Origin of the sequence: Cohnella lupini (genome assembly GCF_003386205.1) — a bacterium.
Taxonomy (GTDB): Bacteria; Bacillota; Bacilli; order Paenibacillales; family Paenibacillaceae; genus Cohnella; species Cohnella lupini.
In genome coordinates, this window is record NZ_QRDY01000002.1 from 358,506 (window position 1) to 382,523 (window position 24,018).

Annotated in this window: 12 protein-coding genes and 1 pseudogene; 11 read left to right on the forward strand and 2 right to left on the reverse strand. The window is 53.0% G+C overall.

The window, feature by feature from the left end:
* The first annotated feature begins 36 nt into the window (after positions 1-36).
* From DFP95_RS05820 to DFP95_RS05850, 7 genes are all read left to right on the forward strand, one after another.
* Positions 37-1,347 carry a sugar ABC transporter permease gene (locus DFP95_RS05820; protein ID WP_115991632.1) on the forward strand — a complete coding sequence of 437 codons (1,311 nt, stop codon included), beginning with the start codon at positions 37-39 and terminating at the stop codon, positions 1,345-1,347.
* Position 1,348: 1 nt separating this feature from the next.
* Positions 1,349-2,191: a sugar ABC transporter permease gene (locus tag DFP95_RS05825; RefSeq protein WP_115991633.1), complete on the forward strand. Its 843-nt coding sequence runs from the start codon at positions 1,349-1,351 to the stop codon at positions 2,189-2,191.
* 575 nt (positions 2,192-2,766) lie between these two features.
* Positions 2,767-8,925, forward strand: coding sequence for an S-layer homology domain-containing protein (locus DFP95_RS05830; RefSeq protein WP_115991634.1), 6,159 nt, complete (start codon positions 2,767-2,769; stop codon positions 8,923-8,925).
* 285 nt (positions 8,926-9,210) lie between these two features.
* On the forward strand, positions 9,211-12,249 hold the full coding sequence (locus DFP95_RS05835) for a carbohydrate-binding protein (protein WP_220376332.1): 3,039 nt from the start codon (positions 9,211-9,213) through the stop codon (positions 12,247-12,249).
* Positions 12,250-12,869: 620 nt separating this feature from the next.
* Positions 12,870-14,432 (forward strand): ABC transporter substrate-binding protein, encoded by a 1,563-nt coding sequence (locus DFP95_RS05840; RefSeq protein ID WP_115991636.1) that lies wholly within the window; start codon positions 12,870-12,872, stop codon positions 14,430-14,432.
* 55 nt (positions 14,433-14,487) lie between these two features.
* Positions 14,488-16,233 carry a cache domain-containing sensor histidine kinase gene (locus DFP95_RS05845; RefSeq protein WP_115991637.1) on the forward strand — a complete coding sequence of 582 codons (1,746 nt, stop codon included), beginning with the start codon at positions 14,488-14,490 and terminating at the stop codon, positions 16,231-16,233.
* Between the two features lie 13 nt (positions 16,234-16,246).
* Entirely contained in the window at positions 16,247-17,866 is a 1,620-nt protein-coding gene (locus DFP95_RS05850) for a response regulator transcription factor (protein ID WP_115991638.1), read from the forward strand.
* A gap of 104 nt (positions 17,867-17,970) precedes the next feature.
* Here DFP95_RS05850 and DFP95_RS05855 read toward each other — a convergent pair whose 3' ends face one another.
* Both DFP95_RS05855 and blaOXA read right to left on the reverse strand, forming a co-directional pair.
* Entirely contained in the window at positions 17,971-19,137 is a 1,167-nt protein-coding gene (locus DFP95_RS05855) for an epoxide hydrolase family protein (RefSeq protein ID WP_115991639.1), read from the reverse strand.
* 96 nt (positions 19,138-19,233) lie between these two features.
* Positions 19,234-20,033: pseudogene (gene blaOXA, locus DFP95_RS05860) on the reverse strand (class D beta-lactamase).
* Between the two features lie 154 nt (positions 20,034-20,187).
* Between blaOXA and DFP95_RS05865 the strand changes: the two are divergent.
* The 4 genes from DFP95_RS05865 to DFP95_RS05880 all read left to right on the forward strand — a co-directional run bounded on the left by DFP95_RS05865 (position 20,188) and on the right by DFP95_RS05880 (position 23,843).
* The gene (locus DFP95_RS05865; RefSeq protein ID WP_115991863.1) at positions 20,188-21,570 is read left to right on the forward strand and encodes an aminotransferase-like domain-containing protein; all 1,383 of its coding nucleotides are present in this window, start codon (positions 20,188-20,190) and stop codon (positions 21,568-21,570) included.
* A 107-nt stretch (positions 21,571-21,677) separates the two neighbouring features.
* Positions 21,678-22,532 carry a hypothetical protein gene (locus tag DFP95_RS05870; RefSeq protein WP_115991640.1) on the forward strand — a complete coding sequence of 285 codons (855 nt, stop codon included), beginning with the start codon at positions 21,678-21,680 and terminating at the stop codon, positions 22,530-22,532.
* On the forward strand, positions 22,529-23,140 hold the full coding sequence (locus tag DFP95_RS05875; protein WP_115991641.1) for a hypothetical protein: 612 nt from the start codon (positions 22,529-22,531) through the stop codon (positions 23,138-23,140). The genes DFP95_RS05870 and DFP95_RS05875 overlap by 4 nt, the downstream gene beginning before the upstream one ends.
* Before the next feature lie 67 nt (positions 23,141-23,207).
* A complete protein-coding gene (locus DFP95_RS05880) occupies positions 23,208-23,843 on the forward strand; it encodes a ThuA domain-containing protein (protein WP_245987381.1) in 636 nt (211 codons plus the stop codon).
* Positions 23,844-24,018 lie beyond the last annotated feature (175 nt).

Here is a 24,018-nt window from a genome sequence, read left to right on the forward strand (position 1 = left end):
CTTTACCTACCGGGCTATGGAAGGTGAACCAAACACATGAACATCCAGAACGCGCCCGGACAACAGACGATCCCACGCGGACATCAAAATCATAATCCCGTTGTAGCGCTCCTGCTCTCTCTCGTTCCCGGATTGGGACAGCTTTATAATCGTCGTTGGATCAAGGGATTCGCATTCTTGATCATAGGCTTAAGCTTGATTATCGCGCTGACTTTACCCGTTATTCACGGAGTCGCGGGCTTGATCGATCTCGGAGATACGCCCGAGAAAGACGATTCTCGCAGCCTGCTCGTTCAAGGTATTTTATCCGTCATCATTGGGGTTATCTTCTTAGGCTTGTACGCTATTAATCTATCGGACGCGTTCAAAGACGCCAAGAAACGGCAGCAAGGCACCCGAACTCCGTCCGTCAGGCAAGCATTCAGAGATAGCTGGGAGCACGGCTTCCCGTATTTCGTCGTCGTTCCTAACTTCATCATGATGGCTTTAATCGTTATTTTTCCGCTGCTGTTCATGATCTCGCTCGCTTTCACCAACTACAACCTATACAATTCCCCGCCCGCGCATCTGCTGGATTGGGTCGGCTTCGCGAACTTCAAGGCGCTCTTCACGGAGGCGGTTTGGAGCAAGAGCTTGCTCTCCGTTCTATCCTGGACGGTCGTCTGGACGTTGGTCGCGACGACTTTGCAAATCACGCTTGCCTTCTTCCTGGCCGTATTGATCAACGACAACCGGGTCAAGTTCAAGCGGGTGATCCGCACCGTGCTTATTTTGCCTTGGGCGGTTCCTTCTTTCATGACCGTGCTCGTGTTCACGGCGATGTTCAACGATACTTTCGGCGCGATCAATCGCGATATTTTCTCCCACTTCGGTCTGTCCATCCCGTGGCTCTCGGATCCGTTATGGGCGAGAATCGCGATCATCGGCATTCAAGTGTGGCTGGGCTTCCCTTACGTATTCACGCTCATAACCGGCGTGTTGCAGAGCATCTCCAAGGATTGGTACGAGGCCGCGGACGTGGACGGAGGGTCCCGGTGGAAAAAGTTCCGCTTCATCACGATGCCGCACGTCCTGTACGCGACCGCTCCGCTGCTCATCATGCAGTACTCCTTCAATTTTAACAATTTCAACTTGATTTTCTTGTTCAACAAGGGCGGTCCTCCGGTATCGGGCCAAAACTCGGGCGCCACGGACATTCTTATTTCCTGGGTGTACAGCCTGACGTTTAACGAGAACAACTATAAGATGGCAGCGGCCATTTCCATTATTATGGGCATCGTCGTCGCTGCTTTCGCCTTCTATCAATTCCGCAAAACCCGTTCTTTCCGAGAGGAGGATATGTACTAGCATGAAACGTTCCCTAAAATCCGCTCTGGAAGTGTCGGGTATTTATTTGATCGTTCTAATTATGTTCGCCGTGATCCTGTATCCGTTGGTGTGGGCGTTCAGCATGTCCTTGAATCCCGGCACGAGCCTGTTCTCATTGAAACTCATACCCGACAATTGGTCGCTGGAGCATTACCGCTGGCTGTTCTCGGATCCGCGGAGCGATTACACGTTGTGGTATAAGAACACTTTGATTGTGGCGGTTTCCAATGGATTGGCTTCGGTGTGTCTGGTGACGATTCTGGCGTACGTATTCTCGAGATTTCGGTTCGTCGGTCGGAAAAATAGTATATACACGTTCCTGCTACTGCAGATGTTCCCGGTGCTCATGGGGATGGTGGCGATTTATTTGCTGCTGAATACCGTCAACCTGTTGGATACTTTTACAGGCTTGATCTTGGTATACGTATTCGGCGGACTTCCGATGAACGTCTTCCTCGTAAAGGGATACTTGGATACGATCCCGCGGGATTTGGATGAATCCGCCAAGATGGACGGAGCCGGCTACATGACGATCTTCTTCCGCATCTTGATGCCGCTCGCAAGGCCGATCATAGCGGTGGTTGCCTTGTTCACGTTCATGGCGCCGTTCTTCGACTTCCTTACGCCGCGCATCATCATCCGCAGTCCGGAGAAATTCACGCTGGCGCTCGGACTCTACAACTTCATCAACGACAAGTTCGCCAACAACTTCACCATATTCGCCGCGGGCACGATACTCATCGCGATTCCGATCGCGACGGTGTTCTTGCTGCTGCAACGGTTCCTGATCTCGGGGCTGGCGGACGGCGCTACTAAGGGGTAGGCGTGAGTGCCGCTGACGGCGGGGCGTATGTGCTGTAGCGGCTGAAATAGCGGAACGGGGTTCTACTATTTCAGCCAAAACCAGGTAACTCCGCCTCGGCGGGCGAGTCGAGCTGAATAACCCGCCGAAACCGGGTAATTCCGCCCCGGCGGGCCAAATTCAGCCGAATAACTCGCCGAAACCGGGTAATTCCGCCGTGGCGAGCCGAAAGCGGCCGAGTAACCCGCCGAAACCGGGTAATTCCACTCCGGCGGGCTAGATTCGACCGAGTAACCCGCCGAAACCGGGTAATTCCGGCTCGGCGGGCTAGATTCGGCCGAGTAACCCGCCGAAACCGGCTAATTCAACTCCAGCGGGCTAGATTCGACCGAGTAACCCGCCGAAACCGGGTAATTCCGCCTCAGCGGACCGAATCCAGCCGAATAACCCGCCAAAACCGGGTAATTCAGCCTCGGTGGACCGAATCCCGCCGGATTACCCGGCGAAACCGGGTAATTCTCCCCAGCCGGCTGAACCGAGCAGATGTCTTTTAACCAATTGAATACTAGCTCTACATACGACAAGGAGGATGGACGATGAAGGTTCTACGAAGGCTGCTTGCTCTGAGTTTGGCTCTTATAATAATGATTCCCCCGTTATCGGCCAGCGCGGACGACGATAACGGCACAGGAGGAAGCGACTACTTCCGGATCAAAAATACTCTGCAAGGGCATTACCTTTACGAAGACTCCGACGGCAAAGTTCGTTATGGATTCACAGAGGTAAACGACCCGCATGCGCAATGGTTAGTCGAGAACCAAGACGGCCATCAGCGGATCAAGAACCGCGCGACCGGCCATTATTTGAATTCGCAGAGCGTGACCGACGAGAACATCACGAGGCCGCTGGAAAGTTCGGCGGCTCCATCTACGGGTTCGGACACTTGGGACATCGCGGACGTTGCGAATAAACCCGGCGAAGTGAATATCGTAAGCACTCGAAACGCGGCTTGGATCGTGAATTTTGAAATCCGGGACGGGTACGTTCAAAGCAACGGATGGGCGCAGAAGGAATGGGGAAGCGCGACTTGGAAGCTGGAACCGGCAGAGGAAACAGCGCCGGTTAGAATAGCCAACCTTGTCGACGGCACGTATCTATACGAGGAAGCGGGAAGTTTCATATTCGGAAATCCCGCATTGAATAATACCGCCTCGCATTGGTTCGTGGAAGAAAACGGCGGGAACAAACAGTATCGCAATCGTTCGACGGGACAATATTTGACAGGTTATACCGTGACGGAGGAAATGATCGCCCCAGCGTCGGACTCGCTGCCTAAGCGCGTCAAGAACCAGTGGAAGGGTACTTATTTGTACGAAGATAACGGTCAGATCAAATACGGCGACCCTGTCTATACGGACATGAGCTCCCAATGGATCGTAATAGACGCGACAAATGGAAAGCGCTTACGAAACGTGGCTACGGGTAAGTACGCAACTAGTGTCGACTATGTAGGCGCAACCCCATTAGCTACGACGACATCTCTCGGAGCGGACGCGGTATGGAAGCAAGAAGCTGCCAAAACCGATCAAGGCAACGAAGTGGAAGGCTTCGTGACCTTCAGAAGCGTTGTTAGCGACAACAGCTTCGTGAACGTGCAAAACCAGGACGGCTTCGCGCAAGGAAATAATTGGGCGCAAGCAACATGGGGAAGCGCGCAATGGAAGCTGGAGGATCCCGCCCCGCCGACGCCGCCCGCGAATCCTTTTGTGCGAATCAAGAACGATTGGTTGCAGTTGTATCTCTATGAGGATAACGGCCTCGTGAAATACGGCAACGTCGAAGCTTCCGATCAGAACGCGCAATGGCTTATCGAGGATGCGGACGGCGCGAAGCGGATCAAGAATCATGCGACCGGCCATTACTTGAATTCCGGAGAAGGCGCTAATGCCCGCGACGCTCTCAAGTCCTCGGCTTTGGCTCCAGACTCCACGGACGGAGATTGGAAAATAGCGACCAACGGCCAAGGATTGAAGCTGATCAGCAAGCCCGGAGAAGAGAACGGAGGCGCGAATGACGACAGCGGCAGCCTAACGGACGAACTGGGCAACTATATCAACGTCGAAAATAAACTGAAGCATGCGCAATACGGAGTAGTCAACGCGACTTGGGGCAGTCCGAAATGGGAGTTCGTGACCGTAACGGATACCGTGGAAACCGCGGAATTTTATCGGTTGAAGAACGACTACCGGGGAACTTATCTCTATGAAGCCGCGGATGGAAAAGTAGCTTACGGCCAGCCCGAGCCGACCGACGAAACCTCGCATTGGGCTCTTCAACAAGGTAGCCAAGGGACGCTGATCGTCAATCGCGCGACGGGACATTTCATTACGAACGAGCATATCAACCGGGATCCGATCAACCATCCGGATGGCCACCTTGACCCGTTGGAAAGCTTGGACCTCGATCCGACATGGGGGAGCGTTCAATGGACGGTGTACGGCGTTCAAGGCACGGACAACGTGAAAGTGTTTAATAATGACTGGAACGGCAACGCGGTTATTCACGTCGAAGACGAAACCGGATACGGCCAGGCAAGCGACATACCTTCGGATTGGGGCACGGCAAAGTGGGTTCTCGAGCGTACCCCGAACCCGCCGATCGCTCTTCCCGAAGGAAACATTCGAATCAAGAACAAAGCTTCCGGCCAATATTTGTACGAAAACGGCAACAACGTCGTCTTGTACGGCAATCCGGAAGCGAATAACGCGTCATCGCATTGGATTTTGAAAAAGGCAGACGGTACGCAGCGCATCGAGAATCGGGCTACGGGTAACGTCATCTCCATCGCAAATCTGCAAAGCTATTTGGAGACGACGGCTTCATCCGTAGTGAACGACAACAAAGCAAACTGGACCGTGGAAAAAGGAACCGAAACGGGCGTGTACTTGATTCGCAGCGAAGCGGACGGATTCAAGGATGCCTATATTCATACGGCGGATTCGCAAGGTTATGCGCAATATGAGCTACGTTCCGTGGAGAGCCCTAGCGTCCAATGGATATTCGAAGACGCTTCGGCGGAGGCAGTAAACGTACCTTGGGATAACGGCCCGGCAAACGCGGTGACACCTGCATTGTCGGAAACCAATTACGTTCGAATCACGGACGCCTTGACGGGTAAAGCTTTGATCGAACGTAACGGCGCGATCGTGACGGAGGTTCAAGCTTCGGAGAACGATGCTTCGTCGCAGTGGATGCCGCAGGATTATAACGGTCGCAAACGGCTCGTTAACCGCGCGACTGGCCATTTCCTCGCCTTGAACAACAACGGCGCGGCGACCGCCTCCAATAATGGAGCGGAACTATTTTCCCAATGGAAGCTCGAAGCCCACGCTGGCTACACCACGATCAGCAACGCATCGGCAGCTGAAAGCCATTACTTGGCGCTCGGCGAATCGGGTGGAGCGACATCGCAGGCTCTGTCTGATGGGGCGATCGAAGCCCATTGGTTAGCGGAACCCGTATCCGGCGAAACCCGGTACGAAGCGGAGAACGCATTCATGACAGGCGGAGTGACGGCTAACGGAAGCGTCGCGACCGGATTCGCCGCCGTGGATGCCGCTTTGCTCTTTTCCGTTAACGCGGAAGAAGCCAAATCCTATGACGCTACCATTCGTTATCGGAATGCTTCCGCGGGAGAGAGAAGCCTCAGCGTTTACGTGAACGGCTTGAAGCAAGCGGAATCCGTCGCCTTCTCGCCGACAGGCTCGGCAGTCTCCGGAAAGGCAATCGCCTTGTCCCTACGCGCCGGAATGAACACGGTAGCGCTGCAGGTCGATGACGGCGATTCCGGTCAAGTCGATATCGATGCTTTGCTCGTGAAGGGTTCCGTGAACAAACAATACCGAGGAGCGACTTTACCTTTTACGACTTATGAGGCAGAGCATGGTACGACGAACGGAACGCTACTGCAACAGGACCGGACATTCAAGACGTTCACCTCCGAAGCGTCCGGTCGCGAAGCCGTAACGCTTGATGCTACCGGACAATACGTCGAGTTCAAGACGACGAAGCAAGCGAATTCCTTGGTCGTTCGATATATCGTTCCTGATTCGGAGACGGGCGAAGGCGCGAATGCGACATTATCCCTGTACGTCAACGGAGAGAGTCGCGGTAAGCTTCGGTTGACTAGCGAGCATAGCTGGGTGTACGGCAAATATCCTTGGTCCAATAATCCAGCGGATGGCGATGCTCATCGATTCTTTGACGAATCGCATCAGCTGATTGGAGACGTACCGGCTGGGGCTACGATTCGTCTGCAGAAGGACGGAGACGACGCGGCACAATACTACGTGATAGATTTGGTCGAATTGGAGCAAGCGGCGGATGCTTACGCGAAACCGGACGGTTATCTGTCCGTTGCCGATTTCGGAGCGATAGCGGACGATGCTAACGGCGATGGAGATGCGTTCCTGGATGCTATCGCAGCCGCCAAGGAGCAAGGCGTCGGCTTGTGGATCCCTGCAGGATTATTCCTTCTGGATAAAGGTCCGCTTCAAGTCGACAATATAACGATTCGCGGAGCGGGAATGTGGCACACGACTTTGCAAGGAGCGGGTTTCATCGCGGAAGGCAACAAGATTCGCGTATATGACTTGCTGCTAGACGTAAACGTGACGGCACGCCGCGACGCAGAAAGAGAAGCGGGCTTCGACGGGACGTTCGGAACGGGATCAGTCATTCAGAACGTGTGGATCGAGCACGCGAAGGCTGGGATTTGGTCGATGCGCAGCGAAGCCGGAGTATCGACGAATGGCCTATACGTCGGTAACGTACGCATTAGGAACACTTACGCGGATGGGATTAATTTGACGACAGGTACCAGCAACTCGATGATCGAACAAACGCACATTCGGAATTCCGGCGACGACAGTGTCGCGCTATGGTCGCAGAAGCCGGAAGGCGTATCCGAGGAAGAAAGCCGCACGAGCGGAAATACGATCAGGTTTAACACGATACAGCTTCCTTGGCTTGCGGATAACGTGGCGATTTTCGGAGGACGGGATAACAAGGTGCAGGACAACGTCTTGGCCGATACGGTCGGCTTCGGAGCGGGTATAGCGGTGTCCACCCGATTTAATCCGGTCGCCTTCGACGGTACGACTACGGTCGAACGGAATACCTTGATTCGCACCGGGGGAAGAGAGCATAACTGGAGTCAGGACTTCGGCGCGATCTGGATTTTTACTGGCGACAAAGCTATCGATGCCGATATCGTCATCCGCGATAACACGGCTCTAGACAGCACGTATCAAGGCTTATACATTAACGGCCCTAATGCTATCGCGAACGCGAATCATAAGATCCTCATTCAGAACTACGTCGTGGATGGAGCCGGCACTTGGGGTATTCACGTTAATAGCAGCGTGACAGGTTCGGTCGAGCTGGACAACGTCATCCTACGCAACGCAAAGGTAGGCTCCGTCTTTAATGCGATGGGGGCGGCATTCGAGCTTCGGACGACAAGCACGCAGCCGGATGAGGAAGAAGAGGAGGAAAGCGGTCCGACGAACGGCGGAAGCGGAGTCTTCTTTCCCGCGAATGCCGACCGAGACGCTCAGTTGAACGCCGAAGTGTCCGCGGGCAAGCAAGAAATCTTGATCGACCTCTCCTCCGGCAACGGAACGGGAGAAGCGTTTTTTACCGTCGACGCGTTACGGAAGGCCGCTTCGTCTTTGCCGAATGCCAAGATCGTGTTGAAATTCGGCGATCTAAGCTACGAGCTTCCGTCGAATATCATTGCGATCCTTGAATCGGCCGGTTTTGAGAAGATTGCCGCAGGCGCAAAATTGAACATAAAGCTGTCCACCGTATCCGAGACTATTGCTTCGGATGTCGAAGAAAAGGCAGGCTCGGCAGGATTTCGCATCGCCGGTAAGCCGGTGTCCTTCGAGCTCGCGCTGGAAGCGGGAGGTACCTTTAAGCCGATTCACAGCTTCGGTAAGCAATTCGTGACGAGAGCGTTCGTCGTCGAAGGAGAGTTGGACGACAATCGCTCATCCGTGATTGTATTCGATCTTGCGACGGGGCTATTCCGAACGGTGCCTGCCTTGTTCTCCGTCGTAGACGGCCGTACCGTCGTTACGGTGAAGAGCGCAACGAACAGCATTTACGCAGTCGCTGTATCCGATGTTTCCTTCGGGGACATCGCGGCGCACTGGGCGAAGGAAGACATTGCGTTGATGGCGAACAAACGGATTGCGAGCGGAGTGTCGGCTAACGAATTCGCGCCGAACCGCAATGTCAGCAGGGCTGAATTCGCGGCTTTAGTCGTCAGGTCGCTAGGTCTCAATGCTACGGTTACGGCCGGCACGACAGGTCGCTTCGCGGATGTGCCGTCGAACGCATGGTACGCCGATCAGGTAAAAACGGCTGCCGAATTCGGCATCATCAGCGGCGGAACGAACGGAACTTTCGCTCCCGACAGGGAGGTTACCCGTCAGGAAATGGCGGTCATGCTAGCCAATGCGATTCGATTGACTCAGGCGAAGCCTGCTATCGTCGAGGAGACGGCGGTCTTCGGCAAGGACGGCTCGCGAATAGCAAGCTGGGCACGGTCATCCGTCGAGGAACTGGTCCAGGCAGGAATTATGAAAGGAAAGACTTCGGATAGCTTTGCTCCTCAAGATAAAGCTACCCGGGCCGAAGCGACCGTCGCGTTGAAGAGAATGCTTCAAGCCGTCGGCTTCATGAATTAGATTTATTGGCGGAAGCAGGTGTTCTGAGTTCGGTTGAGTCGTCAAAAGGAGAGGTCGACGCATTATGCGGCGGCCTCTTTTTGGTCTGTAAACGCGCTACGGTCACAATAACGCTATTTCTCTGCACAATATTGGTAGTTTTATGCGAAGCGTTGCCGCAAGATATGTGTAAAGCGCTTACATCAAGCTTGGCAATCGCGCGATAACGAGAGGGGGAATCCGTTTCCGGTAATTCGATCGGGATCAATCTAGCAAAACCTAATAATCGGAGGAGGTCATTTTATGATGAGCGCTAGAAGTGGCTGGTCGGTGTCGCAAAAAGGGATAGCTATTATGTTGGCGGTTTTGTTATGGACGACGACGGTAATCGTTAGCCCCGAGCACGGGGTCGTGAGCGCTGCTCCAACGGTTTACCAAGCGGAGAGCGCCGCGTTGTCCGGCGGCGCGGTAACGTCGACGGACCATACCGGATATACGGGTACCGGTTTCGTCGGAGGGTATACCGATACGAACAAGGGAAATGCTCGGACGCAGTTCACGGTGAGCGCCGCGGCGGCGGGTAGCCGCACGTTGCAGCTTCGCTATGCGAACGGAACGGGTAGCTCGATGACACTCAGTTTGTATGTTAACGGCTCGAAGCTTAAGCAGGTTTCCCTTCCGGCATCGTCTAATTGGGATTCCTGGACGACGCAAACGGAAACCGTAACGCTTAACGCGGGCAACAACACGGTTGCCTATAAATTCGACTCGACCGATCTTGGAAACGTTAATCTGGATAGCTTATCCGTCGATACGGTTTCTCCGCCGCCTGCCGGCATTTACGAAGCGGAAAGCGCGGCGTTGTACGGCGGAGCCGCAATTGCCGCGGATCACGGCGGATATAGCGGAACGGGCTTCGTCGGCGGTTACGTCGACGGAAACAAAGGTAACGCGCAGACTCAGTTCACGGTAAACGCATCGGCCGCGGGAAGCTATACGGCGGAGCTCCGATTCGCCAACGGCAACGGCTCGGCAAAAACGTTAAGCCTATACGTTAACGGCACGAAGCTGAAGCAAATATCGCTTGCCGCCACGGCGAATTGGGATACGTGGGGTACGCAGTCGGAAACGGTATCGTTGAACGCCGGCAACAATACGATCGGTTACAAATTCGATTCCGCGGACTCCGGCAACGTGAACCTGGATCGCATCCAAGTCGCCGCTGGCTCGACACCAACACCAACACCAACGCCAACACCAACACCAACACCAACACCAACACCAACACCAACACCAACACCAACACCAACACCAACACCAACATCAACACCAACACCAACACCAACACCGCCGCCGGGGTCTTCGAGCGTGTATCAGGCGGAGGATCAGTTTGTTTCGGGCGGCGTGACGAAGGCCTCGAACTATTTGCAAAACTTCACGGCAACGGGAGCGCGCGCGATCTTCACGGTTAACGCGGGGACCGCGGCGACAGTGAACGTCGATTTGCGATACGCGAACGGAACGGGTAGCGCGAAGACGCTCAACGTTTACGTTAATGGCTTATTCGCCGTAACGACCTCTCTTGCGAATACGGGAGGGGCGACGGCTTGGGCGTCCAAGACGGAAGCCTTGCCATTGCGCAAGGGCCTCAATACTATCAGCTATCAATACGATAGCGGGAATACCGGCAACGTCAATCTCGATTACGTTTCTGTGACCGGCGGGATTGCGCTAGCCGCAAGGGGAGCGACGCTTCCTTACCAAGAGCTGGAGGCGGAAGCCGGAACGACGAACGCGCAAGTGTTAGCGGCCAATCGCACTTATGCCACGGTAGAGTCGGAATCGTCCGGGCGCAGGGCGGTTAAGCTGACGTCGACCGGACATTACGTGCAGTGGAGCGCGCCGCAGGCTGCCAACTCCATCGTCGTTCGCTACAGCATGCCGGACTCGGCAGGCGGCGGAGGAACGAACTCGACGCTTAGCTTGTACGTAAACGGAACGAAAACCCAGACGCTGTACCTGTCGTCGAAATACGCCTGGACCTATGGCAATTACCCGTATGACGATAATCCCGCAGGCGTTCAACCGCATCATTTTTACGATGAGAGTCGTTTCCTGGTGACCAACATCCCGGCCGGGGCGACCGTGAAGCTGCAGAAGGATTCCGGAGATTCGGCTGCTTATTATACGATCGACCTGATCGACCTGGAACAAGCGGATGCGGCATATTCGGCACCTGCCGACTTCGTGAGCATTACGAGTTTCGGAGCAGTGGCCAACGACGCTGGGGACGATACACAAGCCATCCGGGATGCCATCGCGAACGCCAAGTCGACGGGCAAGGCGGGAGTGTGGATACCGGCGGGAACGTTCCGCATGAACGATCGCGTGAACGTCGACAACATTCACGTCCGCGGAGCCGGAATGTGGCACACGACCCTTCAGGGAACGAACGGCAAGGGAGGTTTTTACGGAACGGGCAATAACGTACAGCTGATCGATTTTGCGGTTTCGGGAGATTCGCTGTACCGTAACGACTCTAACGATCATGCCGCTTTCGAAGGAAACTTCGGAACCGGATCGCTTATCCAGAGCGTTTGGGTCGAGCATATGAAGGTAGGCGTCTGGTTGCTTCCGGCAACGAACGGTTTTTATTTGGTCGGAGGAAGAATTCGCGATACCTGGGCGGACGGGGTGAATTTTCGCGGCGGCGTGAAAAATACGACAATCAGCCATTTCAACGTGAGGAATACGGGGGACGATGCGTTCGCGATGTGGTCGCAAGGCAATCCCAACGAGAATTGCTCGTTCCGCTTTAATACCGCGCAAATTCCGGTCCTTGCGAACACTTATGCCATATACGGCGGGATGGACAACAAAGTGCTCGATAACATCGGCTCGGATACGGTAGTCGCGGCCGCGGGCATCGCGATCAGCACTCGGGACTTTACCTTAGGTACGCTCCCGTTTAGCGGGACGACCGAAGTGCGCCGGAATACGCTCAACCGGACGGGCGGATGGGAAAACAACTGGAACACGAGCTTTGGCGGCATATGGATTTTCGCGAACATTCACCCGATAACGACTCCGGTTATCGTCGAGAACGTGCAGATTAACGACAGCACCTACGACGGGGTTAAATTCAGTTGGAACAAAACGATTACGAACGTCACATTCCAGAACGTTTCCATCAACGGAGCTGGGGGCTACGGCTTGAACTTCGATTTGGTGAACGGAACGAGCAATTTCTCCGGCGTTACCGTCACGGGAGCCGCATCCGGAGGCTTAAACAATCCGGGCAATCTCTATACGATCGTAAGGGGATCCGGCAACAGCGGCTGGTAAGAAGCTCCAAACCCTCTTCGCCATCGGCGGAGAGGGTTTTCTACTCCAATCCCCGGCAAACGAGTCGCAACCATAAATTGTATAGCTACAACCTACGCCACCCCCGGCAAACGAGTCGCAACCATAAATTGTATAGCTACAGCCATCGCCACCCCCGCCAAACGAGCTGCAACCATAAATTGTATAGCTACAGCCATCGCCACCCCCGCCAAACGAGCTGCAACCATAAATTGTATAGCTACAGCCTACGCCATCCTCGCCAAACGAGCCGTAACCATAAAATCTATAGCTACAATCTACGCTACCCCCGCCAAATGAGCTGCAACTATATACTTTCGCGCGCCTCTCCCGGCACACGTTTATGGCGCCAAAGTGCAGCAGGATGGCGATCGCACACCACCTGCTTACGCCACCTCCACCAATCGAGCCGCAATAAAATCTATAGCTACAGCCGGCGGAAAGCGTCGATCCAGCCGAACGCTACCACATAGTCAAGCAAGCTTAGCATATTCCCGAAGGTCACAATTTTACTAGTAGAGGTTACAATAAGAGTAGCGGCTCGAACGGGCGGCATTGTATGATGAGGAATCGAACTTCACGCGATAAGAGGACGGGGTACTATGCGACTCAAGGTAAAAGGGAAAGCGTTTCCATACATAGCGGCGATATTATTGGTGGTCATCGCGATCATCGCAGCGGTTGCCCTCGGCCGGGACGGAAAGTCGAGGGAACCCGCGAATACTTCCACGACTTCGACCGCCGAGGCTTCTCCCCAGCCGGCGCGGGATACATCCAATACGGATAAGCTCGTCATGGTTTTTCCCGCGGGTAACGTTCCGAAGGATCTTGGACTCATCGAGCAAACGATAAACGAATATTTGATGCAAAAAATCAACGCGACGTTGGATATACGGACGATAGATATGGGAGCTTGGTGGGATAAGACGGGCCTCATGTTCGCTTCGGGCGAGCAGATCGATATTCTGTTCACCGCGGGTTGGATGAGATTCGGAGACGAGGTCGCCAAAGGCAGATATTTGCCGCTCGAGGATTTGCTTAACCGATACGGGGAAGGGATTCGCGAGATTCTCGATCCTTCCATTCTCGCAGCGAGCAATGTGAAAGGAAGCATTTACGGAATCGTGACCAACAAGGAGTTCGCCTCCAGCAAGGGACTCGTCCTTCGTCAGGATATCGTGGACAAATTGGACATCGATCTCTCGAAGGTGCGCAAGCTTTCCGATTTCGGTCCGATCTTCGATAAGATCAAAACCGCCGAGCCGAGCATGGCTCCCTTGCAAGCGCGCGCGGACAGAAGCCCGCTCACGTTCATGATGCAGTATGGCATATTCGATATGCTCGGCGAAGGCCCCGGCGTTCTGAACCGCGACGGCAAATCGACGAAAGTCGTAAACTTGGCGGAGACGAGCGAATTAATGGAATACGCGAAGCTGATGTACGAATGGAATCGCGCGGGTTATCTGAACGCCGACGCCACGACGTCGAAGGATAACGAGTACGATGCCGTTAAGGCCGGCAATGCGTTCGCCTACGCGGAGTCGCTCAAGCCCGGCTTCGAAATTCAAGCCTCGCGGGATACGGGATATCCGATGGTAAGCGTCGAGCTGACGAAACCGTATACGACGACGGCCGATACGACGAGCGCGATGTTCGCGATTACCCGCAACGCCAAGCATCCCGAGAAAGCGATGATGTTCCTCGACCTTCTCTATACCGATCCGTATTTGCTGAATTTGCTGGATTGGGGCGTAGAAGGCGTACATTACGTGAAGACGAAGGACAACGTCATTCAATACCCTCCCGGCGTAGACGCCAAGACGGTCGGCTATAATTTGAACCAGCCGTGGATGTTCGGCAACCAGTTGAACTCCTATCTATGGGACAACGAGAATCCGGGATTGTGGGAAGAATATCGCCGCTTCAACGAGCAAGCGGACAAATCGAAAGCGCTCGGCTTCGTCTTTAATCCGGAACGGGTGAAGACGGAAATCGCGGCATCAATCCTGGTCGAGAAGGAAATGATGCCGGCCTTGAATACGGGAGCGCAGGATCCGGAGAAAATCATGCCGATGTACTTGGAGAAGCTGAGAGCCGCCGGGGCGGATAAAGTCGTGGCGGAGAAGCAACGGCAGCTCGACGAGTGGTTGGTTAGCGGACGTTAAAGGGTTGGACTTGCGACTTTGGTTATGGACGCAGCAGGGAGGGAGGAATACGACGATGAGACAAGCAACGATGCGTTCCAGGCTGATTATCGGGTTCGGTCTCGTCACGGTACCTCTGGTCATCGTGCTATTGTGGAACAACCTATACGCGACGAAGGTCGTCCATTCCCAAGTCGCTCAATCTAATAGAAACATGCTGACCATGTACATGAACGATATGGACCAGGTGCTAGGGGAAATCGAGAATTACTTGTACAAAACGGCGGAGCAGGATCAGAGCTTGATCTCGCTTAGCCAGTACGACAAGGAAAGCTGGGAGTACTATTTGTCCACGACGCAGGCGACGAACGATCTGAATTTGAATATTAACTACTACGACGCGGCCGATGTGTTATTCGCATACGGTTCGAAATACGAGGAGCTGTTCGTGGCGCAGCAGCAGTCCGTTACTTATGAACGCAAGCAAATCATACAGCAGAAGCTTAAGGCCATTTTAACGGAAGAAAAGTCCGGCAACTCCTCGCGTTGGGAGCTAGTGGTGCAGAACGGAGAGTATGCCCTGCTGAGAATCGTGGATACGCATTACGATTCCTACATCGGAGCTTGGGTCGATCTCAACAGGCTAATGGAGCCGATGAGGCTGTTAAGTCAAGGAGGCAAGGGCGAAGCGCTGCTCGTATCCGGTCGGGGCCAACCTCTATCGACGATCGGAGCTCCCATCCGCCATGCGCTCCAATCGGTGGATTTAGGCGTTTACTTGGACGACGGTAGCGCGGCTTACAATATCGTCAACCTGGATAAGCCCTACCTGCTCGTGGCCAAGAGTTCGAGGATGGCCGACATGGATCTCTTGCTTATGCTGCCCGAACGAACGCTTCTGGAGGGCTTGCCCTTTTTCCGAAACCTGACTTATCTCATTCCGATGCTCGCGGCGATCATGCTGGGTCTCTATTTATTTTTTCTGCAAAATTCGATCGTGAAGCCCATCCATCAATTCATTAAAGGGATGCGCAAAATCCGTTCCGGAGATCTCAGCGTCCGTATGGAGGACAATAAGCTGCAGGAGTTCATCACCCTGAAAGAGACGTTTAACGGGATGGCACAGCAGATCGAGCATCTCAAAATCGACATCTACGAGGAGCAGATTCGCACGCAGAAAGCCGAGCTCAAGCATTTGCAGGCTCAGATTCACCCTCATTTTTTCATGAATTCGTTGAATATCGTCTACCAACTGGCGCAAATGCGAGACTACGAGGTCATTCAGAATATGTCGCTGCATCTGGTGCGGTATTTCAGGTACACGACGCGCACTCAGCTATCTACGATAACCGTTAAGGAGGAAGTAGAGCATATCTATCATTACCTATCGATTCAGAAGTATCGGTTTCCGGAGACGCTGGAGTTCGATTTCGAAGTGGATCCTTCCGTGGAGGGGGCGGGAATTCCCCCGCTCATTATTCAACCGATCGTCGAGAACGCGATGGTGCACGGATTTTCCATTCGTACGGAAAGTCCGTTTCGGATTCGGGTGAAAATATCGCCGGTAGACGACGCGGAGGAGCGCGGCTTGCTCATCGAGGTGGAGGATAACGGGAAGGGAATCCCGGAGGAACAGGTCATAAGGCTTCAAGAGAAGGTTCACGAGTTGGAGCCTGGCGACGGGAGCCTGGGGCTGTGGAACGTAGTTCGCAGATGTCGCCTCTACTATAAAGCGCCGGTCAGAATGACGTTCGCGGATGCCGTGCCGCAAGGAACCTTAATCATGCTGCGGTTACCGTTGCCGCGCAACAAAGCCGTATAAAGGGGGGCTTAGAATGATAAGAGTGCTCATAGTCGACGATGAAATCTATGCGGTCAAGGGACTGCGCTCCGGGGTCAGGTGGGAGAAAATCGGGGTCGACGAGGTCTATGAAGCCTATCATGCTCCGATGGCCCAGCAGGTATTGCTAGAACAACCGATCGACATCGTGATCTGCGATATCGAGATGCCGGAGACGAGCGGACTCGAGCTTATGGAATGGGTAAAGGAACGTGGGCTGCAACTCGAGACGGTCGTGCTAACCTGCCATTCCGAGTTCGCTTACGCTCAGAAAGCCATGCATCTCGGCGGGTTCGAATATTTATTGAAGCCCGTCGTTTATACGGAACTGGAGAACGTTCTGCTGAACGCGATTTCGAGAGTAACGGAGAAAAGGCGCATTAGCGAGACGGACGACCAATACGGCAAGATCGTCGAGCTGTGGAACAGCCGCAAGCCGATGCTCATCGAGAGATTCTGGCAGGATCTGCTGGAGCGCAGAATTTCGATGGACCGCGAGTCCATTGCGAGATCGCTAGCGGCGTACGATATGGCACTCGGCGCGGTGGAAAAGCTGCGACTGATTTTGATTAGCGTCGAGAGCTGGGAGAAACCTCTTAACGAGCGCGACGAGTTGATCATGGAATTCGCCCTGCGCAAGGCTGCCGAAGAAGTGTTGCTGCTCGGCATTCCCGGTAACGTGATACAAGATCATCGGGGCAACATTCTTGTCGTGCTGCACCAAGGAGAGACGGAGGCGACGAGGGAAGAACTCGAAGCCCGCTGCCGCGAATATCGGGATGCTTGCAACAGCTATTTCTATTGCAGGCTTTCCTGTTATATCGGGGATACGACGCCCGTTACTGACGTGCTGAATAGCTACCTGGCGTTGCTGAACAAGGAATATCGCAACGTCAACATGGCCAACGGAATTATCTGGAGCGGAGATGCGACGGGAATTTCGGGCGGAGAAGCCGCTCCGCATGCTCACGTCATGACGAGTTCCATGCTGGATTGGGCGGATTTGCTGGAACAAGGTCTTTTGCGCGAATTGGATACGAAGCTGGAGGATTGGATCGAACAGCTCGACACCGGTACGGTAACGGTCGAAACGCTAACGGCTTCTTATCACGCGCTGCTGCAAGTCGTTTATTACGCTATGCACCGTAAAGGACTTCAAGCGCAGCAGCTCTACGAGGAGCGTTCCTGTCCCGGCTTGGAGACGGCGACCCGATCGGTCGTCCATTTTAAAACATGGGTTCGTTGCATCGCCGCATCCGCGGGTAGCTTGTTCTTAAGGCCGCTCGCCATTAGCCCGGTCGTGCAGAAGGTGAAGGCTCATATCGCGGGTAATCTGCACGAAGAATTGACGCGCGAGCAACTGGCGGCGACCGCCTTCGTAAACCCGGCGTACTTGTCCAGGCTATTCCGCAAGGAGACGGGAATGGTGCTGACCGATTACATCCTGCAGGAGAAAATGCGCAAAGCGGCCGAGCTGCTTACGACGACGGACCGCAGTATCAGCGACATCGCGGACGGCTTAAACTACGGTAATTTCTCGTATTTTGCAAGGTTATTTCGCAAGGTGCACGGAGTGACGCCGCATGATTATCGCAAACCTTACCGCAAGGTTTAAACAGAGCTTCCTTCTGCGTTAGAGCGATGGGATCTTGTTCGGACATGGTGTATTAAAAGGCCGAGCGTATCATGCGATACGCTCGGCCATTTTGAGACTTCTCTTTATTTGAACCGACGGAAGAAGGTTTGCAGGTCCGAGGCCACAAGATCCGGTTCGTCCATGGCGGCGAAATGAGTGCCGCGTTCGAATTCCGACCAATGCGCGATATTGGTGTTATCGCGTTGAGCAAATCGCTTCATGGACTTGAAGTCATTCCCGAACACGGCGACCCCTGTCGGAGTCGCGTTCGGTCCTTGCTCCGTCTGTTCGCTATGCGCGTTTTCATAATACAAGCGAGTAGAGGATTCCACCGTATTGGTTAGCCAATACAGCGTTACGTTCGTCAGAAACGCGTCGCGGTTAATAAAGTCCACATGATCGCCGAACCCGTTGAACAGATCAGCGACCCAAGCGAGCTGACCGACCGGAGAGTCGGTTAATCCGTAAGAGAGCGTTAACGGCCGGGTTTGCTGTATGGCATTAAAGCCTGCCCGTTCATGGAAGTTGGCAAGAAATCGCAGGCGGGCCTGATCGTTCTCGGACAGATCTGCCATCTCCGCCGGATCGCCGGAAGGGAACGAGAATAATTGCAGGACATGGATGCCGATTAGCCCTGCTGGTTTCTGAATGCCCATTTCACGGGAAACAAGCGCGCCGACGTCGCTGCCATGAGCGCCGTATTTCTCGTAGCCCAAACGATTCATCAATTCAGCCCAGGCTTTAGCGATACGAGAGATATTCCAATCAGCATCGAGGGTTGAGCCGGAAAAGCCGAAACCGGGCACGGAAGGAATGACCAGATGAAAGGCGTTCGCCGGATCGCCGCCATGAGCCCGGGGGTCGGTCAATGGTCCGATTAAGTCTAGAAACTCTACAATGGAGCTTGGCCATGCGTGCGTGAGTATGAGCGGAAGCGCGTCGGGCTCGGGAGAACGGACATGCAGGAAGTGTACTTGCGCCCCGTCTATGGTAGTGACGAACTGCGGAAATTCATTCAGGCGTGCTTCATGCTTGCGCCAGTCATATTCATTTTGCCAATAGGAAACCAGCTCTTTCACATACGGTAGAGACACGCCGTATTTCCAGCCGGTTTCGGATAACGCATCGGGCCAGCGAGTATGCGCCAAGCGATATTGCAAGTCATCCAAGTCGGACTGTGCAATTGCGATACGAAAAGGTAAGATCTCGGAGATTGCTTCATCGTTTAATTTTTGTGCAGAGATTGTCATTATTATTGCCTCCTCGAAATGTGGGTGTTTTTTCCTTCGTATACTTCTTAATTTAGAGCATGAACCTTGACAGCATATTGTCAGGGTTGGAAGTGCTCATAGAATTTCTAATTCCTCCAGACAATCCAGCGTTATCGTCTTGGCGGTCGAGCCGCTACCGTCCACGTTGGTGGCGAATACCCATTCCGTTTTATCCGTTTCCACGTAGCCCACATACCATCCGAGACCAAGGTCGGATAGTCTTGTCCCTGTTTTGCCATGAATCGTATAGTCATCCTGTTCGTTATCGATCATCATGCGTTTAACTGTTTTCATCGTTTGCTCATGGAACGGTAAAGTTTCTTCTACGAGATTCTCCATGAACGAGGCTTGCTCTTGCGCCGAGATGTTCAGGCTGCTGTTCAACCAGAATCGGTCGATTCCGCCGCTGATGTCTTGATTACCATACTGGATTCGATTCAGGTTGCTTTGCATTCGATCAGGACCGATATCCCGAGCTAGCGCTTGATAATACCAGATGGCGGATTCTCTCATTGCTGAGGCTAGCGTATGGTCTGATTCCAGACTTCGAATTCCCGAATGACTCCGTCCCAACGTTTGACTTCGTACTCGTCCTCCACCGCATGTTCTTCCAAGCCTATTAATGCATTGGGGACTTTAAACGAAGATTCCGGCGTGAAGCGCTGGTTGCTCCTCTGAAGGTTATAGGCGTAAGTCTTATTCGTCCTCAGGTTCTTGATAACGGTGGTGCCCGGAACTCCATGGAATATTTCTTCCGCATGAAGCTCTTTGACTCGGGATGCAGCGATTACGTTTGTCTCTAGGTTACCTAGGGAGCATGTAATGGTAAGCAGCATGGCAATGAACAGCAGAACGACTTTCGTGACTTTCTTCATCTTGCATTCCTCCTTCATCGTCAGCATAATTGTCCAAAGACTCGTGTGATTGAGTCTCGTCCCGTTGAGTATAAGCGCATTCGATCGAATTCTATAGGGCGTTAATCTTGAATTGTACCCATACAGTTCGGAAGGAAAGGGGTTAATCGGAATGATGATTTATGAAGAAATCGTGGATGAGATAATGAAGCGAATAGAGGATGGATCATTAAAACCCGGGAACAAATTGCCTTCTATTCGTGCTCTGTCCCAGGATTTCGCTTGCAGCAAGAACACGGCGATTAAGGCTTATATCGAATTAGAGAAGAGGCATATCATCTATTCCGTGCCTCAGAGCGGTTATTATGTCGTGGAAGGATACCGAAGAAGGGAACAAACGGAAGAAACGGACGCTACTATTGATTTTCTATCAGCTGGTCCGGATCGACATGCGATGCCCTATCTCGACTTCCAGCATTGCATCAATCAGGCTATAGAACGATACAAAGAAGAGATGTTCACGTATTCTGACATTCAAGGGCTACAGTCGTTACGATTTCAGCTGGCACGTCATTTGCAAGACCTCCAGGTATTCACGGTGCCTGAGAGAATCTATGTCGTATCCGGTTCGCAGCAAGCTTTGCATCTGCTCGTATCCCTGCCTTTTCCCAATGGCAAGCAAAATATTTGTCTTGAACAGCCCACGCACGCCGGGTTCATTGAATCCATTCGGCATTATGGCAAGGAATCATACGGAATAGAGGTGGGGAGAGAAGGGATCGATCTGAAGCGGTTGGAACAGCTGTTCAAGCATCATGACATTAAGCTGTTTTACATGGTCTCCCGGTTTCACAACCCGACCGGTTACAGTCATACGAATGAGTCGAGGAAAAGGATTGTTGAACTAGCTCAACAATATGATGTGTATATCATCGAAGATGATTATATGGGAGACCTCGACTCGAACCCTAAGAATGACCCGATGTTCGCTTACGATCCTTCAGGTAGAGTTATCTATGTGAAAAGCTTCTCGAAAGTCATGCTCCCCGGCCTCCGGCTAGGCTTAGCGGTAATCCCCGACGAATTGCGCGAAGCGTTCCTGCGGGCCAAGTTCGCCGCGGACGTTCATACTCCGATGCTAACGCAAGGCGCGCTCGAGATTTACCTTCAAAGCGGCATGTTCAACGCGCATATCGATCGGATGAGAAAGCTGTATAGCAGGAAGGCGACCCTCCTGCAGCGAGCTTTCCAAGATTGGTTGCCTGCAGAGGCCAGCTACTCGGGTTCTTTATCCGGGTTCTATTCGACCATCGAATTGCCTGTACCTATTAAGGCGAAGCAGATGGCGCAATATCTTGAGAATCAGCATGTGTTAGTAGATCAAGCGGAGCGAATGTTCCTCCCTGACTTCGCCAAGGATAACGTGGTCCGTCTCAGTATCTCTCAAGTGGAAGAGGACTTGATCGAGAAAGGGATTCAAATGATTGCTAAGGGAATAACCGAGTTGATAAACAGACGGATTGAAGTGAGGTTCGCAAGTCAATCATCAGCACAATGATGCGAGGACGAAGTTGTCCAGGATTTCAGCGTATAATTTCCAATTCATAGTAACAAAACCCTTCGAATAGCGTTAAATCTTATAAGCACATCGAAGGGGGATGCAGCATGAAAATTACGGTATACGTGGCCGTGTTAGCGCTGGTCATAGCGAGCTGGATCGGCAATATAGCTTATAGCCGCGGATCTCAGCTGCCCGAGGGGCAATTCCTCAGCCATTATATCGAGACCGACTATGCTCCTAGCGCCGTTTTCGATCTACTGTACGTGGACAATAATAAAGACAAGCGGAAGCTGATCGGCATCCGTATCAAGGAGCTGTCCGCGTTTAGGTTTTACCCCATAGCAGCCCATCAGGAAATGAGATTACAATCGATTTATGTGATAAGAGGTTACTTTGAGGAAGAAGCGGTCGAACCGCGGACTACAGCGATGGAGCCACTAATATTGCATTCGATTACAGCGTTATATAATGACGGTACCGAACGCGAAGAAGAAGTCGGCGAGATAATCGTGTACCGCAATGTTTGGCCGATGTCGGAAAAGGAAAGGCCGTTTTTATTCAGTTCCGGTGGAAGCAGTTCCGATAACAGTGGGTATGGAACTATTCGAATCGATAAGCCGATTAAACTTACGAGCGTGAACTCGCGATTGTTGGATAGGTTGGGAGATCGATTTCAATTCGATGTGAAGCTGGCTTCGAACCGTGGAACTCCTCAGGAAATACCCCTCACGTTACCGGCGGAGTTGAAGCAGGGAGAATCTCTTTCGGTGAATTATCGGTTCATGATTCCGGATGAAAACAAAATCGAAATGACGGCTTATCGGGTGATGCTTAGAGAAGAATTTCAAGAATCGGACGGGCGACGAACCAACCATGTGCTGTTCGCGGATTACACGCCTTATCCGACGGAAGCCGATATGCGTTCCTTTGTTAGGGAGACAAGGAGGCAGGCGGAATGAAGAGGGCTTATATCCGGATTTCGTGGGGACTCGTGCTGGCACTGTTCGACTTTCGAATTCAGAGTATCGATCTTCTTCCCGATGGTATAGGTTATTTACTCATTATGCTTGGACTTACGACATTGAAGTCGGCAAGAAGCGATTTCAGAATCGCGTGGGGGGCAACGGTAATGCTGCTCGTATTGTCGATTGCAAGACTCGGCGGAATGCAGGCGGAAATCTCTCTTACGGATAACGGGATTCCCACTGTGGACTCTTTGTCAATAGTCGCTGCGACTATCGTAATCGATCTTGCGATGCTATACGGCATTTGCGGAGTGATAAGAGCGAACGCGCAGGCTAGAGGAAGAATCCGGCTTGCGAATGCCGCGAGGAATACATGGCACGCGAATTTCGCTTTCGGAGCGGGGGTATCCTTCCTATTGCCCTTTCAACTTAGCCATCTTATCGAAGAGGGGAAAGCGCTCACTATAATGGTGATGCTCGGTTATCTCTTTTCAAGTTTTTGGGTTATTTTACTGGCAAGGCGCGCTTCTCGAGAGCTGCCTGGTCAACACGGGAGCGATCCAGACGGGAACTTGGGACGGAAGATGGATATTATCGCATAACTTAAAAGCTTGCATGCGACAAGCGGTAGTCGTGTTATTCTTCTAGGGAAGGGACGAGGTGAAGCCGATGAGCAACATTCATGCACTGGCGTTGGGGAATTACGCGGACGCGATTTATCATCCGTTCGAAGGCGTCGACAAGGAAATCGAAAGCATCTTTCGAGGAGCGATAGACGTAAGGAGCACGGGCGATTACGGTATGCTCAAGGAGGAGTATTTGGAGCCGTATCGTCTGTTCATTTCGTACACGGAGTTCGTCGAGGAGAAGCTATCTCCGGCGCGAACTGCCGCGCTTCTTTCGTTCGTGGCGCGCGGCGGCGGGTTCTTGGCCATCCATAACGGCATCTCCTTGCAGCGAAACCAAGAGCTGGCTTCCATGATCGGCGCCAAATTCGTAAGCCATCCGGACTTTACGACGCTGCCGATCAGCATCCGTCAACCGAATCACCGAATCATGGATCGCGTGGAGCCTTTTGCGGTTGACGACGAGCCATACCGGTTCGAATTCGATCCGTTTGTCCAAAAGACCATCCTCGCCGAGTACGATCATGACGGAGAAAAGTGGCCCGCCGCTTGGACGCACGAGTTCGGCTTGGGCCGCATCGTGTACCTCATGCCCGGTCATCAATTGTCTGCTTTTAAGGTAGAGGCTTACCGCAAATTGATTTTAAACGCCGGCTTATGGGCGGCGAAAGTCATTTAATCTCGGATCTTGATAGGAAAAGCGTCAGCGTAGGGTGATCGCTATGCTGACGCTTTTTTTGAGCGTCTTTCTGTAGCGGCTATTCCGCCGAAAACTCGCTAACCAGTCGAATACCCGCGTGAGGAACGGCTATTTCGCCGAAAGCTTCGCCAACTAACCAAATACCCGCGCCAGA